The organism is Edwardsiella sp. A.80236, assembly GCF_044540725.1.
GTDB classification, from domain to species: Bacteria; Pseudomonadota; Gammaproteobacteria; order Enterobacterales; family Enterobacteriaceae; genus Edwardsiella; species Edwardsiella tarda.
Map to the genome: position 1 here is coordinate 1 of NZ_JBIUCY010000029.1, position 15,532 is coordinate 15,532.

Genomic DNA, 15,532 nt, shown 5'->3' on the forward strand with positions numbered 1-15,532 from the left:
CATGCGAGAGTAGGGAACTGCCAGGCATCAAATAGAGGAAAAGCCCCACGCTGATGCGTGGGGCTTTTTCTTTTTCTATTGATAGGCTCTAAGCCTCAGTAGGTTATCGATGTGGTTCGCCGATGGGTAAGACGGTGCGCTGCAATTGGCCGTTGATCACCTCCGCCATTGCCAGATAGATTGCACTGGCGCCACAGATGATCCCTTCAATACCGGCCAACCTTAACACGCTGGCATTAGCGGTCAGATTGCCGTAAGCCAGCAGGAAAAATAGTAGCGTCAGGCTGGCGAAAACAAACTGTAGTGCTCGGTTTGCGCGTAGCGTGCCGAAAAACATGAATAGAGTAAAAATTCCCCAGAGCCCAAGATAAGCGGCTAACGATGGTGCTGTTACGGCCTCGGCCAGTCCCATCTTGGGCAAGAGTAGTAGGGCAACCAGGGTCAGCCAAAAAGCACCGTAAGACGTAAAGGCGGTGAGACCAAAGGTGTTGCCTTGACGATACTCCAGCAGTCCAGCCAAGATCTGCGCCAGCCCACCGAAGAAAATCCCCATCGCCAGGATCATCGCATTCAACGGGAATAGCCCCGCGTTGTGCATATTTAATAGTACCGTTGTCATACCGAAGCCCATCAGCCCAAGGGGAGCGGGATTGGCCAGTGGATTATTGAGCATATCGACTCCTTATACGGTGTCACAGGCGGCGTGCGCCGCCCTAGCGGTAGGGTATATCGTCCACAATCAGGTGTAGCGTTAGCGAGGCTGCATGGTGTGCTTCTCTTCCAGTAAGCGCTCGACGACGCTGGGATCGGCCAGGGTAGAGGTATCCCCTAAGTTGCTGACATCGCCGCTGGCGATTTTCCGTAAGATGCGGCGCATGATCTTCCCGGAGCGGGTCTTCGGCAGCGCATCGGTCCAATGTAGGATATCGGGTGTGGCGATCGGGCCGATCTCTTTACGCACCCAGTCGCGAACCTCGCTATACAGTGCCGGCGTGGGCTCCTCCCCGGCGTTAAGCGTGATATAGGCATAGATCGCCTGCCCTTTGATGTTATGTGGAATGCCTACCACGGCCGCCTCGGCGATTTTGGGATGTGCGACTAAGGCTGATTCGATCTCGGCGGTGCCCAGCCGGTGGCCGGAGACGTTGAGCACATCGTCGACACGCCCAGTGATCCAGTAATAGCCATCCTCATCGCGGCGAGCGCCATCGCCACTGAAGTACATGCCCTTAAAGGTGGAAAAATAGGTTTGCTCGAAACGTTCGTGGGCCCCGAACAGTGTGCGTGCCTGCCCTGGCCAAGAGTCCAGGATCACCAGATTGCCTTCGCAGGCTCCCTGGAGAACCTCTCCACTGTTATCGACCAGTGCCGGTTGCACGCCAAAGAAGGGTAAGGTCGCGGATCCCGCCTTGAGTAGGGTGGCACCCGGTAGGGGAGTAATCATAAATCCGCCAGTTTCGGTCTGCCACCAGGTATCCATGATCGGGCAATGGCTATTGCCGATGGTATGGTAGTACCACTCCCAAGCCTCTGGGTTGATCGGTTCACCCACTGAGCCGAGGATACGTAGCGAGCTGCGCTGGGTACCGGCGACGGCGCGCGTGCCTTCCGCCATTAATGCACGGATGGCGGTCGGCGCGGTATACAAAATATTGACCTGATGCTTATCCACGATCTGACTGAGTCGGTTGATGCCCGGATAGTTGGGCACACCTTCGAACATCAGGGTGATGGCACCATTGGCGAGTGGGCCATACAGCAGGTAGCTGTGTCCAGTGACCCAACCGACGTCGGCGGTGCACCAGTAAATATCGCCGGGATGATAATCGAAGACATATTTAAAGGTGGTCGCGGCATAGACCAGGTATCCCCCGGTGGTATGTAGTACCCCTTTAGGCTTCCCCGTTGATCCGGAGGTATACAGGATGAACAGCGGATCCTCGGCCTTCATGACGGCTACCGGGCAATGCGCATCGGCTTGTGCCATCAGTTCATGCCACCAGTGATCACGGCCGGCATGCCACTCTCCGGGGGTCCCGGTACGGCGGAATACCACGACATGTTGTACGCTGGTGACTTGAGGGTGTAGCAATGCCTCGTCGACATTACGTTTGAGGGGAATGCTGCGCCCCGCCCGCACACCTTCATCCGCGGTGATCACCAATTTGGCGCCAGAGTCGATGATGCGCCCGGCGACAGCCTCCGGCGAGAAACCGCCGAAGATCACCGAATGGATCGCACCGATACGCGCACAGGCCAGCATCGCGACAGCCGCTTCGACCACCATCGGCATATAGATCGCGACGACATCGCCCTTTGCCACCTGGAGTGACTTGAGTACGTTGGCGAAACGACACACTTCCTGGTGTAACTGGCGATACGTGACATAGCGACTTTCCTGTGGGTCATCCCCCTCCCAGATGATGGCGGTCTGATCGCCCCGCTCCGCCAAGTGACGATCCAAGCAGTTGGCCGCCAGATTTAGCGTCCCATCTTCAAACCAGCGGATGTTGATATGCCCGGGATCGAAGCTGCTGTTTTTGACTCGAGTATAGGGCGTGATCCAACTGATGATTTGCCCCTGCTCACGCCAGAATGCATCGGGATTATCGACCGAGGCCCGATACATCTCGCGATACATCTCTTCACTGATGAAGGCATGCTGGGCGATGTCTCGTGGCACAGGGTAGGTATGGATGAGGCTCATACTACGTCTCCGAAATAATGTTAATAAGATGTCAATATAGAGTTAATTTTAGACGTGGTTAGGGATTTGTGTATATTTTGCGCGCATGATCACGCAATAAAGCGAGGGAGAATCGCGGGCCGGGTCGTGATGATACTGGCTGAAATGTGGTGCATTGCACCAATTTGGGGCGTCAAAACAGTGCGCTCGCTGATCGCGTATCCGGTGAAGATGGACATCGACGGTTACGCCGTGACCCCGTTGGTCAATAAATATACCAAATGAATTTATTCACCATGTAATTATTAAGCGGGCATCGATAGCGACGGCGCTTCCCTGTGGCAGCGGAGTTGTGTCGGGAGTGATGGCATAAATTATGCTTATACCTTGTCGTCAGTAATGCCGTGCGCAGCGGGACAGGCTGCGGCGAATGCAGTGAGCCAGGAAGCGAGAAACATAAAAAGGTCGCGCAGCGTCCGATAATAATGAGGTTGTTGAATAATGAAACGATTGAGATTGACCCTGGCATGGCAAATCGTTATTGCATTGATTTTAGGGATTATTGTTGGGGCCGTCTTGCATGATCAAGGGGAGTCACGCCAGTGGTTGGTGAGTAATCTGCTCAGCCCCGCGGGAGATATCTTTATCCGCCTGATTAAGATGATTGTCCTGCCCATCGTGATCTCGACGCTGATCGTCGGTATCGCCGGTGTAGGGGACGCGAAGAAGCTGGGCCGCATCGGGTTAAAGACTATCGTCTACTTTGAAGTGATCACCACCATCGCCATCATCGTCGGTATCACCTTAGCCAACCTATTCCAACCCGGTCATGGTGTCGATATGAGCCAATTGGCGACGGTTGATATTTCCCAATATGAGCGAACCACCGAGCAGGTGCAAAGCGGGGCACATAGCCTGGTCGGCACACTGTTGGCTCTCATCCCCGCGAACCTGTTTGCGGCATTGGCCAAGGGAGAGATCCTGCCGATCATCTTCTTCTCGGTCTTGTTTGGTCTGGGGCTCTCCTCGCTGCCGAGCGATCATAAGGAACCTTTGCTGCGTGTCTTTCGTGCTATTTCCGAAAGTATGTTTAAGGTTACCCATATGATCATGCGGTATGCACCGATCGGGGTATTTGGGTTGATCTCGGTGACGGTAGCTAACTTTGGCTTTGCCTCTTTGTTACCGTTAGCGAAGTTGGTCGTTCTGGTGTACGGCGCGATCCTCTTCTTCGGTCTGGTGGTGCTCGGTGCGGTAGCGCGCCTGTGTCGGCTGCGTATTTGGACTCTGATCACCATCCTCAAGGATGAGCTGATCCTCGCTTACTCTACCGCGAGTTCGGAGACCGTGCTGCCGCGCATCATGGAGAAGATGGAGGCCTACGGGGCGCCGAAGTCGATCACCAGCTTCGTCGTACCGACCGGTTACTCCTTTAATTTGGATGGTTCGACGCTGTATCAGAGTATTGCCGCCATCTTTATCGCCCAGCTCTACGGTATTCAGCTCTCTCTGGGTCATGAGATCATCCTGGTATTGACGTTGATGGTGACCTCCAAGGGGATTGCCGGTGTACCGGGTGTCTCCTTTGTGGTCTTGTTAGCGACGCTGGGCAGCGTCGGTATTCCGCTGGAAGGACTGGCCTTTATTGCCGGGGTCGATCGGATTCTGGATATGGCGCGCACGGCGCTCAACGTGGTCGGTAATGCTTTGGCGGTGCTGGTGATTGCCAAATGGGAGCACCAGTTCGATCGCGACAAGGCACGCGCTTACGAGGCGCGGATGCATACGCCTGAGGGTATTGCACAGCAGGATCTACTGTAAGCTCACGATGGTGCAAAGAGTAAAAACAAACGGGCGGAGATCATCTCCGCCCGTTTTACTGCAGGTCGAGGTGGGCGTTTAACGTACGCTGCCACCCGGGATCGGGCCGTTGGCCTTGGCGACCTGAGCTGCATCATAGGGCGCGATGTTATCGGCCGCAGTCGATACGGGCTTATTCAGCTCACCGTTCAGCGACAACAGATCGTTCTGGTTGAGGGTACCCAAGGCATACTTGATGTTGAGCTGGCTGATGAGGTAGTCGTAGCGCGCATTAGCCAGATTCTGCTTGGCATTATACAGCGCGGTGGTCGCATTTAACACATCGACGATGGTGCGCGTACCGACCTGGTAACCGGCCTGAGTCGCGTCCAAAGAGCTTTGCGCGGAGACGACGGCCTGCTTATAGGCGGCGACGCCACTGATAGCCGCGGAGATGTTGTTGAAGGAGGAGCGTACGTTCTGCACGACGCTACGGTGCGCGCCATCCAACGCCTCGCTGGCCGCGACAAAGTTGTACTGTGCCTGTTTCACCTGCGAGTTGGTCGCACCACCGGAGTACAACGGCAGGTTGAAGCTGAGGCCGATGGTGTTCTGCCCCTGATAGCTGCTGTTGCCATTCGGGTTTTGTGCCTTTTGAGCGTTAGACAGGCTGTTATAGTCGGTGTTGCTGACGCCGGTAGAGGCGGTCAGATTCAGGGTCGGCATGTAACCCGTTTCCGCATATTTGATCTGCTGGCGGGCCAGATCCTGGCTCAGTCGTGCGCTTAACAGTTGCAGGTTACGTTTTTCCGCCTCTTGCAACAGCGCCTTGACGTCTTGCGGCCGCTGGGTGTTGAAACGGTCGATGTTCAGAGCGGAGAGCTGCGGATAGTATTGGCCGGTGATTTGGCGCAGGGCTTCCAGCGAGTTATCCAGATTGTTGCGCGCAGTCACTTCTTGGGCCAACACCTGATCGTATTGGGCGCGGGCGTTCTGCACATCGGTGATCGCCACCAGGCCGACATTGAAGCGTTGCGTGGTCTGATCGAGCTGGTTGTAGATAGCCTGCTTGTTGGCCTCGGTATAGGTCAGCTGATCGATGGCGCGTAGCACATTGAAGTAAGCGGTGGCGGTGTTGAGCATCAGTGTCTGCTCGGATGACTGGTAGGAGACATCCTGAATACCGGCCTGTTTTTCCGTCATCGACAGTTGGCGCCATTTAGACATGTCGAAGAGGGTTTGCGTCAACGCCAGCGTTGCGCCGTAATTATTGGAGTCCAGACCGGAGCTATCGCGGAAGCCGTTGGTATAGGTATAGTCCGCACCCAGCCCAAGTTGCGGCAGCAGCGGGCTGCGTGATTCGTTAATTTTTTCGAATGCCGCATCACGATTGGCGGCGGCCTGGCGCAGGTCTGGGTTGCTTTCTTTAGCCTGTTGATACACCTGCATCAGGTTTTCTGCCTGACTTAATGCACTGAAGCCACTGAGGCTTAGGCCAATAAGAAGAGGGAGCAGTTTCTTCATTTGCATTCCTTGTTATGCAGAAAAATGGTTAGCGTGGCACAGACCTCACGTCATAGACTGATAATTTTACCAGAGAGCCTCCTCTGAGGCTGGTGGCCGAATGTGCCATTCTTGCTAAATCGCAACGATTTTTAGGCGTACGGACGGCGACATCGTTGGCTGCGGCTGGATGTGTCCAGGTCCGATGCACTTTCAATCAGTAAGGATATTACGTTATGTGTCTCGACAAACCCAGCCCCGTCACCTTCAACAAAGATGATGTGGAAATTATTGCACGGGAAACTCGCTACCGTGGTTTTTTTTCGCTTGATAGCTACCGTTTTCGCCACCGTCTTTTTAATGGTGAAATGAGTGGGGAGGTGGTGCGTGAGGTCTTTGAACGGGGGCATGCGGCGGTATTGTTGCCTTATGATCCGCGGCGTGACGAAGTGGTGTTGATCGAACAGCTCCGCATCCCGGCCTACGATAGTAGCGCGACGCCTTGGCTGCTGGAGATGGTCGCCGGCATGATCGAGCCGGGGGAAAGCGTCGAGCAGGTGGCGCGCCGTGAGGCTCTGGAGGAGGCGGGGATTACGGTGGGGCGTTGCCGACCGGTCCTGAGTTATCTCGCCAGTCCAGGGGGGACCAGCGAGCGTCTCTCGATCGTGGTGGGGGAGGTTGACGCCAGCACGGCATCGGGTATACATGGCTTGGCCGAAGAGCATGAGGATATTCGGGTACATGTGGTGAGCCGGGAACAGGCCTATCGCTGGGTCGAGCAGGGGGTGATCGATAATGCCGCCTCGGTGATTGCTTTACAGTGGCTTGAGCTTAATCACGCCGCGTTGCGTGTGGCCTGGCAGGATTGAGGCACGAGGTCGCGGCATAAATTCAGACTCCCGGGGGATTGCTGTGGCCATGCGCTAGCCGCTACCATGCATGATCCGTGCAACTACTGCTGCGAGTAGAGCGGTGTTCAGCGGGCCACATCCTGGGTGAGTGATGGAATTGTGTGCGGCACGGCAGATCTCCCGATGTAAAGCACGTTATGATTATCAGAATAAAAAGTTGCATCAGTGCGATGAAAAGCATCAAATTAACTGAGTTTCTGCGCACGAGATCTCTGCATCTGTGGGCGTAAGCGCTGACGTAGGGCGGGAGCTAAGCTCTTTTTAAACCGTTCATTGCGATTTAGCCATGTAACTGCCGTTTTGCAGGTTCTGACAGACTCAAGTCATAAAGGACGTTATTTGGAAAGCCTGTTTCATCTGGCCGTAGCGAGTGGGGCGCCGGTCAGACTATTGCAAATTACCGATACCCATCTGTTTGCGGGGCCGCAAGAAACCCTGCTCGGCGTCAATACCTACCGCAGCTATCAGGCCGTGTTAGCGGCGATTCGTGCGGAGGCGCAGCCCTTCGATCTCATCGTCGCGACGGGCGACTTGGCGCAGGACCACTCCAGTGCGGCCTATCACCACTTCGCCGCGGGGATTGCCACGTTGCAGAAGCCCTGCCTGTGGTTACCGGGAAATCACGATTTTCAACCGGCGATGGTCGATGCGTTGGCGCAGGCTGGCGTACAGGCAAGTAAGCGTGCCCTACTGGGTGACCAGTGGCAGATCGTGTTGCTGGACAGCCAGGTGGTTGGTGTGCCGCATGGTGAGTTGAGCGACTATCAGCTCGAGTGGTTAGAGCAGGCGCTCCTCAGCGAGCCGCAGCGTCATACGATGATATTGTTGCATCATCACCCCTTGCCCTCCGGTTGTACCTGGCTGGATCAACATAGCCTGCGCAACGCGCATGCGTTGGATGAGATCTTACGGCGTCATCCACGGGTGAAGACGCTGGTATGCGGTCATATCCACCAAGAGTTAGATCTGGACTGGAACGGCTGTCGTTTATTGGCGACCCCTTCGACTTGCGTCCAATTCAAACCCCTGTGTACCAACTTTACTATCGATACCATTTCTCCGGGCTGGCGCTATCTGGATCTGTATCCCGATGGGCGTGTGACCACGGCGGTACACCGCCTGGCCGGTAATGAATTTAGGCCGGATTTGGATGCTGACGGCTATTGATGATGCCTACTCTCCTGTATTTGCATGGTTTTAACAGTTCTCCCCGCTCCGCCAAGGCGACGGCGCTACAGCGTTGGTTGGCCGAGCACCATCCTCAGATCACCCTGTTAGTACCGCAGTTGCCGCCCTATCCGGCCGATGCGGCACAACTGCTGGAGGATCTGGTGATGGAGCGCGCCGGGCGCCCGCTTGGGCTGGTGGGCTCCTCGCTCGGTGGCTACTACGCGACCTGGCTGTCTCAATGTTTCACCCTGCCAGCGGTGGTGATCAATCCAGCGGTACGCCCCTTTGAGCTGTTATTGGACTATTTGGGGCAGAATGAGAACCCCTACACCGGACAGCAATATGTGCTAGAGTCTCGCCACGTCTTTGATTTAAAGGTGATGCAGGTCGAGCCTCTGGAGTCGCCGGATCTGATCTGGTTGCTGCAGCAGCGTGGCGATGAAGTGTTGGATTATCGTCAGGCCGTGGCTTACTACACCTCTTGTCGCCAGACCCTCGAAGAGGGGGGCAATCACGCCTTCGTGGGGATAGAGCGTTTTTTCCCACAGATCATAGACTTTTTGGGGCTGAGCGCGGAGTAGTATCCGCTCGCCACACGAGATGGGTGGGTAAAGCAGGGGACGCATTGGCGGGATCCCCTGCTTTTCCCATCTGAGTGACAAACATCGACTTTACGACTCATAAGATGACTCAATCCAGCTATAACGCCGACGCCATCGAGGTGCTCAGCGGCCTTGAACCCGTGCGCCGCCGCCCGGGTATGTATACCGATACCACCCGTCCCAATCACTTGGGGCAAGAGGTGATTGATAACAGCATCGATGAGGCTCTGGCAGGCCATGCCACACGAGTCGAGGTGATCTTGCACCCCGACCAATCCCTGGAGGTGATCGACGATGGCCGCGGGATGCCGGTCGACATTCACCCTGAGGAAGGGGTGCCGGCCATCGAGCTGATCCTGTGCCGGTTGCACGCCGGTGGCAAGTTTTCCAATAAAAACTATCAATTCTCCGGCGGTCTGCATGGCGTGGGGATCTCCGTCGTCAACGCCCTGTCGCATCGCGTAGAGGTCAGCGTACGCCGTGATGGTCAGATCTACCAGATCGCCTTCGAAAACGGTGAGAAGGTGGAGGAGCTGCATGTTACCGGCACGGTGGGGCGGCGCAACACTGGCACCAGTGTCCACTTCTGGCCAGATGCACAGTTCTTTGACTCGGCACGTTTCTCCGTCTCGCGTTTAAGCCATTTGTTAAAGGCCAAGGCGGTGCTCTGCCCGGGGGTTGAGATCCTATTCCGCGATCTGGTCAACGGTAGCGAGCAGCGCTGGTGCTACCAAGATGGCTTGACCGATTACCTGATGGAGTCGGTCAATGGCCTGGTGACCCTGCCAGAGCAGCCATTCACCGGGACTTTCGCGACGGAGAGCGAGGCGGTGGATTGGGCGCTACTGTGGCTCCCCGAGGGCGGTGAGTTGCTGACGGAGAGTTACGTTAACCTGATCCCGACCCAGCAAGGGGGGACGCATGTCAACGGTCTGCGTCAGGGGCTCTTGGATGCGATGCGTGAGTTCTGTGAGTTCCGTAATCTGCTGCCGCGTGGGGTGAAACTGAGCGCCGACGACATCTGGGAGCGCTGCGCCTATGTGTTATCCGTCAAGATGCAGGATCCGCAGTTCGCCGGTCAAACCAAGGAGCGTCTCTCTTCACGCCAGTGCGCGGCATTTGTTTCTGGCGTGGTCAAGGATGCCTTCAGCCTGTGGTTGAACCAAAACGTCCAGGCCGCCGAGCAATTGGCCGAACTGGCCATCAACAGCGCCCAGCGTCGTATGCGAGCGGCGAAGAAGGTGGTGCGTAAGAAGCTGACCAGCGGCCCGGCTCTGCCGGGTAAGCTGGCGGATTGCAGCGCCCAGGATTTGGCGCGTACCGAGCTGTTCCTGGTGGAAGGGGATTCGGCGGGCGGCTCCGCCAAGCAGGCGCGTGACCGCGAATACCAGGCGATCATGCCGCTCAAGGGGAAGATCCTTAACACCTGGGAGGTCTCTTCCGATGAGGTGCTGGCTTCGCAAGAGGTGCACGATATCTCGGTCGCCATCGGTATCGATCCGGACAGTGATGACTTGAGCCAGCTGCGTTATGGCAAAATTTGCATCCTGGCCGATGCCGACTCGGATGGATTACATATCGCCACGCTGCTGTGCGCGCTGTTTGTACGCCACTTCCGCCCGTTGGTGCAAGCCGGCCATGTCTATGTCGCCATGCCACCGCTGTACCGCATCGATCTCGGCAAAGAGGTGTTCTATGCCCTGAGCGAGGAGGAGAAGGCGGGAGTGCTGGAGCAGTTGAAACGCAAGAAGGGTAAGCCGAATGTGCAGCGCTTCAAGGGGTTGGGTGAGATGAACCCGCTACAACTGCGTGAGACGACACTGGATCCTAACACGCGTCGCCTGGTGCAGTTGACCATCGATGACGAGGAGATGGAGCGTACCGTGGCGGTGATGGACATGCTGTTGGCGAAAAAGCGTTCCGAGGATCGCCGCAATTGGCTGCAAGAGAACGGCAACCTGGCCGAGTTGGATGTGTAAAGCGCCTTGCCCGCTATCCGACAGGCTGCCTGCGGGTGGCCTGTTCTATTTTCTTCCGCATGGCGGCATACCCGCGTGGCGTGCTGTGACAGGCGGATAAAAAATACGTTACTATCGCGGCCATCGCATGATTTTATGGCAGTCGTCGGCCCGAATGGGCCATGGCCGCGTCCAGAGGATGACCAATGAGCGATCTGACTCATGACAACAGTGAGCGTGTAGCGCTCCGGGCGTTTACTGAAGACGCCTATCTGCAATACTCCATGTACGTCATCATGGACCGAGCGTTGCCCTTTATCGGCGACGGGCTAAAACCGGTCCAGCGTCGCATTGTGTATGCGATGTCCGAGCTGGGGCTGAACGCCAGCGCGAAATTCAAGAAGTCGGCACGTACCGTCGGTGACGTGCTAGGTAAATACCATCCGCATGGCGATATTGCCTGTTACGAGGCGATGGTATTGATGGCGCAGCCTTTTTCCTACCGTTATCCCTTGGTGGATGGCCAGGGGAACTGGGGGGCGCCGGACGATCCCAAATCTTTCGCCGCCATGCGTTACACCGAATCACGCCTGTCGCGCTATGCCGAAGTGCTGCTCAGCGAACTGGGGCAGGGCACTGTCGAGTACACCGCTAACTTCGACGGTACGTTGCAGGAGCCAAAATACCTGCCGGCACGTCTCCCTAACATCCTGTTGAACGGCACCACCGGTATCGCCGTCGGTATGGCGACGGATATCCCGCCGCACAACGCGCGCGAGGTCGCTAACGCCCTGGTGGCGTTGTTGGACAACCCAGATAGCTCACTGGATGATCTGCTAACGCACATCCAGGGCCCCGACTTCCCTACCGAGGCGGAGATCATCACCCCGCGCGACGAGATCCGTAAGATCTATCGCACCGGGCGGGGGTCGGTACGGATGCGCGCGGTCTGGAGGAAGGAGGAGGGCGAGATCGTCATCAGTGCTCTGCCACACCAGACTTCGGGCGCTAAGGTGTTGGAGCAGATCGCCAGCCAGATGCGCAGTAAGAAGCTGCCGATGGTGGAGGATCTCCGCGACGAATCGGATCATGAGAATCCGACACGCCTGGTGATTGTGCCGCGCTCCAATCGCGTCGATTTCGATCAGGTGATGAACCATCTGTTCGCCACCACCGATCTGGAAAAGAGCTACCGCATTAACCTGAACATGATCGGGCTGGATCGTCGCCCGGCGGTGAAGGATCTGCGTGAGATCCTCACGGAATGGTTGAGCTATCGCCGCGAGACGGTGCGCCGTCGTCTCAACTACCGCCTGGAGAAGGTACTCAAGCGCCTGCATATTCTAGAAGGCTTACTGATCGCCTTCCTGAATATCGACGAGGTTATCCACCTCATTCGTACCGAGGATGAGCCGAAGCCGGTGCTGGTGGCGCGTTTTGGTCTCAGTGAGACGCAAGCCGAGGCTATCCTGGAGTTAAAACTGCGTCAATTGGCCCGCTTAGAAGAGATGAAAATTCGCGGCGAGCAGGACGAACTGGCGCAGGAGCGTGACCGCCTACAGGCGTTGTTGGCCTCCGAGCGTAAACTCGCCACCCTGATTAAGAAAGAGATCATCGCCGATGCCCAGAACTATGGCGATGCGCGTCGTTCCCCCTTGCACCAGCGGGCCGAGGCGAAGGCGATGAGCGAGCATGACTTCGTCCCGAGCGAGCCGGTGACCATTGTGTTATCCGAGAGCGGTTGGGTGCGCAGCGCCAAGGGACACGACATCGATCCGAGCGGGTTGAATTACAAGGCTGGCGACAGCTTTCGCGCCGCCGCGCGCGGTAAGAGCAACCAACCGGTGGTGTTTATTGACTCCACCGGTCGTAGTTATGCCCTTGACCCATTGACCTTACCGTCGGCGCGTGGTCAGGGCGAGCCGCTGACCGGCAAGCTGACACCACCGCCGGGGGCCACGATCGAGCATGTGCTGATGGCGGCGGATAACCAGAAGCTGTTGATGGCCTCCGACGCCGGTTACGGCTTCGTGTGTACCTTCAGCGATCTGGTGGCGCGTAACCGTGCCGGTAAGGCGATGCTGACCCTGCCGGAGAATGCCAAGGTGTTAGCGCCGTTAGCGATCCACGGCGACGATGATATGCTGCTGGCCATTACTCAGGCCGGGCGCATGCTGATGTTCCCGGTGCATGATCTGCCGCAGTTGTCGAAGGGCAAGGGGAACAAGATCGTCTCCATCCCCGCCGCTCAAGCCGCCGCCGGTGAGGATACCCTGAAATGGCTGTTGGTGCTGGCGCCGCAGACTACGCTGACGTTGCATGTCGGTAAGCGTAAACTGGTGATGAAACCGCAGGATCTGCAGAAGTTCCGTGCCGAACGCGGGCGCAAAGGCACGCAGTTACCGCGTGGATTGCAGCGTGTCGAACGGGTCGACGTGGAGACCGCGCAGCCGCCGCGTCTGGGCGCGGACGGCGACGAATAAGATGAGTCATACTCGGGCCGCCCTCGGGCGGCCTCTGCGGGCCGGTGCGTCAGGGCGTGCCGCTCGCCATTCAGTTTATCGAGGTTGTTATGTTATTTATTCTTCGGGTCATCCTGGTTACGTTGTTATGTCTCGTGATCTGTATCGTCGGTTCGCTGTATTGCCTGTTCAGCCCGCGTAACCCACGTCATGTGGCGCGCTTCGGTCACTGGTTTGGCCGCCTGTCTCCGCTGTTTGGCCTACGGGTAGAGACACGCCTGCCGCCAGATGCGGCAAACTATGGTAATGCGATCTACATTGCTAACCACCAGAACAACTACGATATGGTCACCGCCTCCAACGCGGTGCAACCCAACACGGTAACCGTCGGTAAGAAGAGCCTGGTATGGATCCCTTTCTTCGGCCAACTGTATTGGTTGACCGGTAACCTATTGATCGACCGGAATAACCGTGCCAAGGCGCACAACACCATCGCCGCAGTGGTGGAGCAGTTTCGTTCTCGCCGCATCTCCTTCTGGATGTTCCCGGAAGGGACGCGTAGCCGCGGTCGGGGATTGATGCCGTTCAAGACCGGAGCCTTCCACGCGGCACTGGCGGCCGGGGTGCCGATCATACCGATCTGCGTCTCCAATACCCACGACAAGGTGAAGCTCAATCGTTGGAATAATGGCGTGGTGATCGTCGAGATGTTGCCGCCGATCGATACCAGCGGCTGGCGTAAGGATCAGGTGCGTGAGCTGGCCGAGCATTGCCGCACCTTGATGGCCGACAAAATAAAACAGTTGGATGCCGAAGTGGCGGCGCGTGAGGCGCAGACGGCGAAACGCGCCTAAGCGGATCGCCCGCACGGTGCCCTTTTTGGATTTACGGGAGAAGTTATGTCACTCAGTCGACGTCGGTTTATTCAGGCCTCCGGCTTGGCACTGTGCGCCAGCGGATTGCCGTTACAGGCTCGGGCGAGTGGCGGGGCGCAGGCCGCGCTACCGGTGCCCCCGCTGTTGGAGTCACGCCGAGGTCAGCCGTTGTTTCTGTCGTTGGAGCGGACACACTGGGCATTCATGGGGACGCGTAAGGTCAGTACCTGGGGTGTCAACGGCGTCTATTTAGGGCCGACGGTGCGGGTGCACAGCGGCGATGATGTGAAGTTGATTTACAGCAACCGCCTGAATGAAGCGGTGGCAATGGAGGTCGCCGGTCTGCTGGTGCCCGGCCCGCTGGCTGGTGGACCTGCACGCCAGATGTCGCCTGGTGTGGACTGGTCTCCGGTGTTGCCCATCCGCCAGTCGGCGGCGACGCTGTGGTATCACGCGGATACCCCACGCCATATGGCGCCGCAGGTGTACAACGGCCTGGCGGGTCTCTGGTTGGTGGAGGATCAGTACAGCAAGAATGCACCGCTGCCCAACCACTATGGCGTGGATGACTTTCCGTTGATCCTCCAGGATAAGCGCCTGGATAACTTCGGTGTGCCGGAATACGATCCCCCCTCCTCGGGCGGTTTCCTCGGTGACACCCTCTTGGTTAACGGAGTGCAGGACCCCTATGTCGAGGTGTCGCGTGGCTGGGTGCGTCTGCGTCTACTTAACGCCTCGAATTCGCGTCGCTATCTGTTGCAGCTTTCCGATGGCCGTCCCTTCTTCGTCATCGCCAGCGATCAGGGGCTGTTACCGGCGCCGTTGCAGGCGGAGACGCTGCCCTTGGCGCCAGGCGAGCGGCGTGAGGTGTTGATCGACATGAGCAAGGGTGAGGAGGTCGCCATCACCGCCGGTGAGGCGGCGGGGATCATGGATCGCCTGCGTGGGCTGTTCGAACCCTCGTCGATGTTAGTCTCTACGCGGGTGTTGACCCTACGTCCAACCGGGCTGCTACCGTTGATGACCGATACCCTGCCAACCCGCTTGGGCGCCGAGCCGTTGCCGGAAGGCGACGTGGTCAATAACCGTAGCATCATGCTGGGCAGTGCCTCGCATCCCGGCATCAACGGTGCCTTGTGGGATGCTGGCCGCATCGATATCCAGGCCCGTCAGGGAACCTGGGAGCGTTGGACGGTACGCGCCGATACGCCTCAGTCATTCTACATTCAGGGGGCACAGTTCCTGGTGAAGAGTGTCAATAATGCCCCGCCGTTGGTCGAAGATCATGGCTGGAAGGATAGCGTGTGGGTCGATGGCGAGGTTTCGTTACTGGTTTACTTCCCGCAGCCCTCCTCGGAGCATTTCCCCTTCTTGTTTTATAGCGGGACGTTGGAATTGGCCGATCGCGGTAGTGTCGGTCAGATGGTGGTCCAGCCGGCCCAATAAGTCGCGCGTTAACCCGGCTTGCGTTTTGTAGGCCGGGGTATGTCCTGCTCCTGCTCCTGCTCCTGCTCCTGCTCCTGCTCCTGCTCCTGCTCCTGCTCCTGCTCCTGCTCCTGCTCCTG

11 protein-coding genes and 1 pseudogene are annotated in these 15,532 nt (G+C 57.5%); 9 read left to right on the forward strand and 3 right to left on the reverse strand.

Annotated elements, in window-relative coordinates:
* Window positions 1-103: 103 nt before the first annotated feature.
* Window positions 104-673, reverse strand: a complete 570-nt coding sequence (gene satP / locus ACEQFP_RS16580) for an acetate uptake transporter (protein ID WP_035599874.1) — start codon at window positions 671-673, stop codon at window positions 104-106.
* Window positions 674-751: 78 nt separating this feature from the next.
* Complete coding sequence (gene acs / locus ACEQFP_RS16585) at window positions 752-2,707, reverse strand: acetate--CoA ligase (RefSeq protein ID WP_005280690.1); 1,956 nt, start codon at window positions 2,705-2,707, stop codon at window positions 752-754.
* A 480-nt stretch (window positions 2,708-3,187) separates the two neighbouring features.
* Here acs and gltP point away from each other — a divergent pair, with 480 nt between their 5' ends.
* Window positions 3,188-4,507 carry a glutamate/aspartate:proton symporter GltP gene (gltP, locus tag ACEQFP_RS16590; RefSeq protein WP_047060618.1) on the forward strand — a complete coding sequence of 440 codons (1,320 nt, stop codon included), beginning with the start codon at window positions 3,188-3,190 and terminating at the stop codon, window positions 4,505-4,507.
* Window positions 4,508-4,585: 78 nt separating this feature from the next.
* On the opposite strand, the gene tolC is transcribed toward gltP, so the two are convergent.
* Window positions 4,586-6,010: an outer membrane channel protein TolC gene (gene tolC / locus ACEQFP_RS16595; RefSeq protein ID WP_035599864.1), complete on the reverse strand. Its 1,425-nt coding sequence runs from the start codon at window positions 6,008-6,010 to the stop codon at window positions 4,586-4,588.
* Between the two features lie 215 nt (window positions 6,011-6,225).
* Here tolC and nudF point away from each other — a divergent pair, with 215 nt between their 5' ends.
* From nudF to ftsP, 8 genes and pseudogenes are all read left to right on the forward strand, one after another.
* A complete protein-coding gene (gene nudF / locus ACEQFP_RS16600) occupies window positions 6,226-6,858 on the forward strand; it encodes an ADP-ribose diphosphatase (RefSeq protein WP_005280708.1) in 633 nt (210 codons plus the stop codon).
* Window positions 6,859-6,988: 130 nt separating this feature from the next.
* Window positions 6,989-7,090 (forward strand): annotated as a pseudogene (locus ACEQFP_RS16605) (DUF1249 domain-containing protein); the annotation flags it as partial.
* A gap of 149 nt (window positions 7,091-7,239) precedes the next feature.
* Entirely contained in the window at window positions 7,240-8,067 is an 828-nt protein-coding gene (cpdA, locus tag ACEQFP_RS16610) for a 3',5'-cyclic-AMP phosphodiesterase (protein WP_005280715.1), read from the forward strand.
* Between the two features lie 2 nt (window positions 8,068-8,069).
* Entirely contained in the window at window positions 8,070-8,651 is a 582-nt protein-coding gene (gene yqiA / locus ACEQFP_RS16615; RefSeq protein ID WP_035594177.1) for an esterase YqiA, read from the forward strand.
* Window positions 8,652-8,755: 104 nt separating this feature from the next.
* Entirely contained in the window at window positions 8,756-10,651 is a 1,896-nt protein-coding gene (gene parE / locus ACEQFP_RS16620) for a DNA topoisomerase IV subunit B (protein WP_005280724.1), read from the forward strand.
* Between the two features lie 185 nt (window positions 10,652-10,836).
* The gene (gene parC / locus ACEQFP_RS16625) at window positions 10,837-13,113 is read left to right on the forward strand and encodes a DNA topoisomerase IV subunit A (protein ID WP_369115263.1); all 2,277 of its coding nucleotides are present in this window, start codon (window positions 10,837-10,839) and stop codon (window positions 13,111-13,113) included.
* A gap of 89 nt (window positions 13,114-13,202) precedes the next feature.
* Window positions 13,203-13,946, forward strand: coding sequence for a 1-acylglycerol-3-phosphate O-acyltransferase (locus ACEQFP_RS16630; protein ID WP_005297287.1), 744 nt, complete (start codon window positions 13,203-13,205; stop codon window positions 13,944-13,946).
* A gap of 45 nt (window positions 13,947-13,991) precedes the next feature.
* On the forward strand, window positions 13,992-15,413 hold the full coding sequence (gene ftsP / locus ACEQFP_RS16635; RefSeq protein WP_005280731.1) for a cell division protein FtsP: 1,422 nt from the start codon (window positions 13,992-13,994) through the stop codon (window positions 15,411-15,413).
* The last annotated feature ends 119 nt before the right edge of the window (window positions 15,414-15,532 follow it).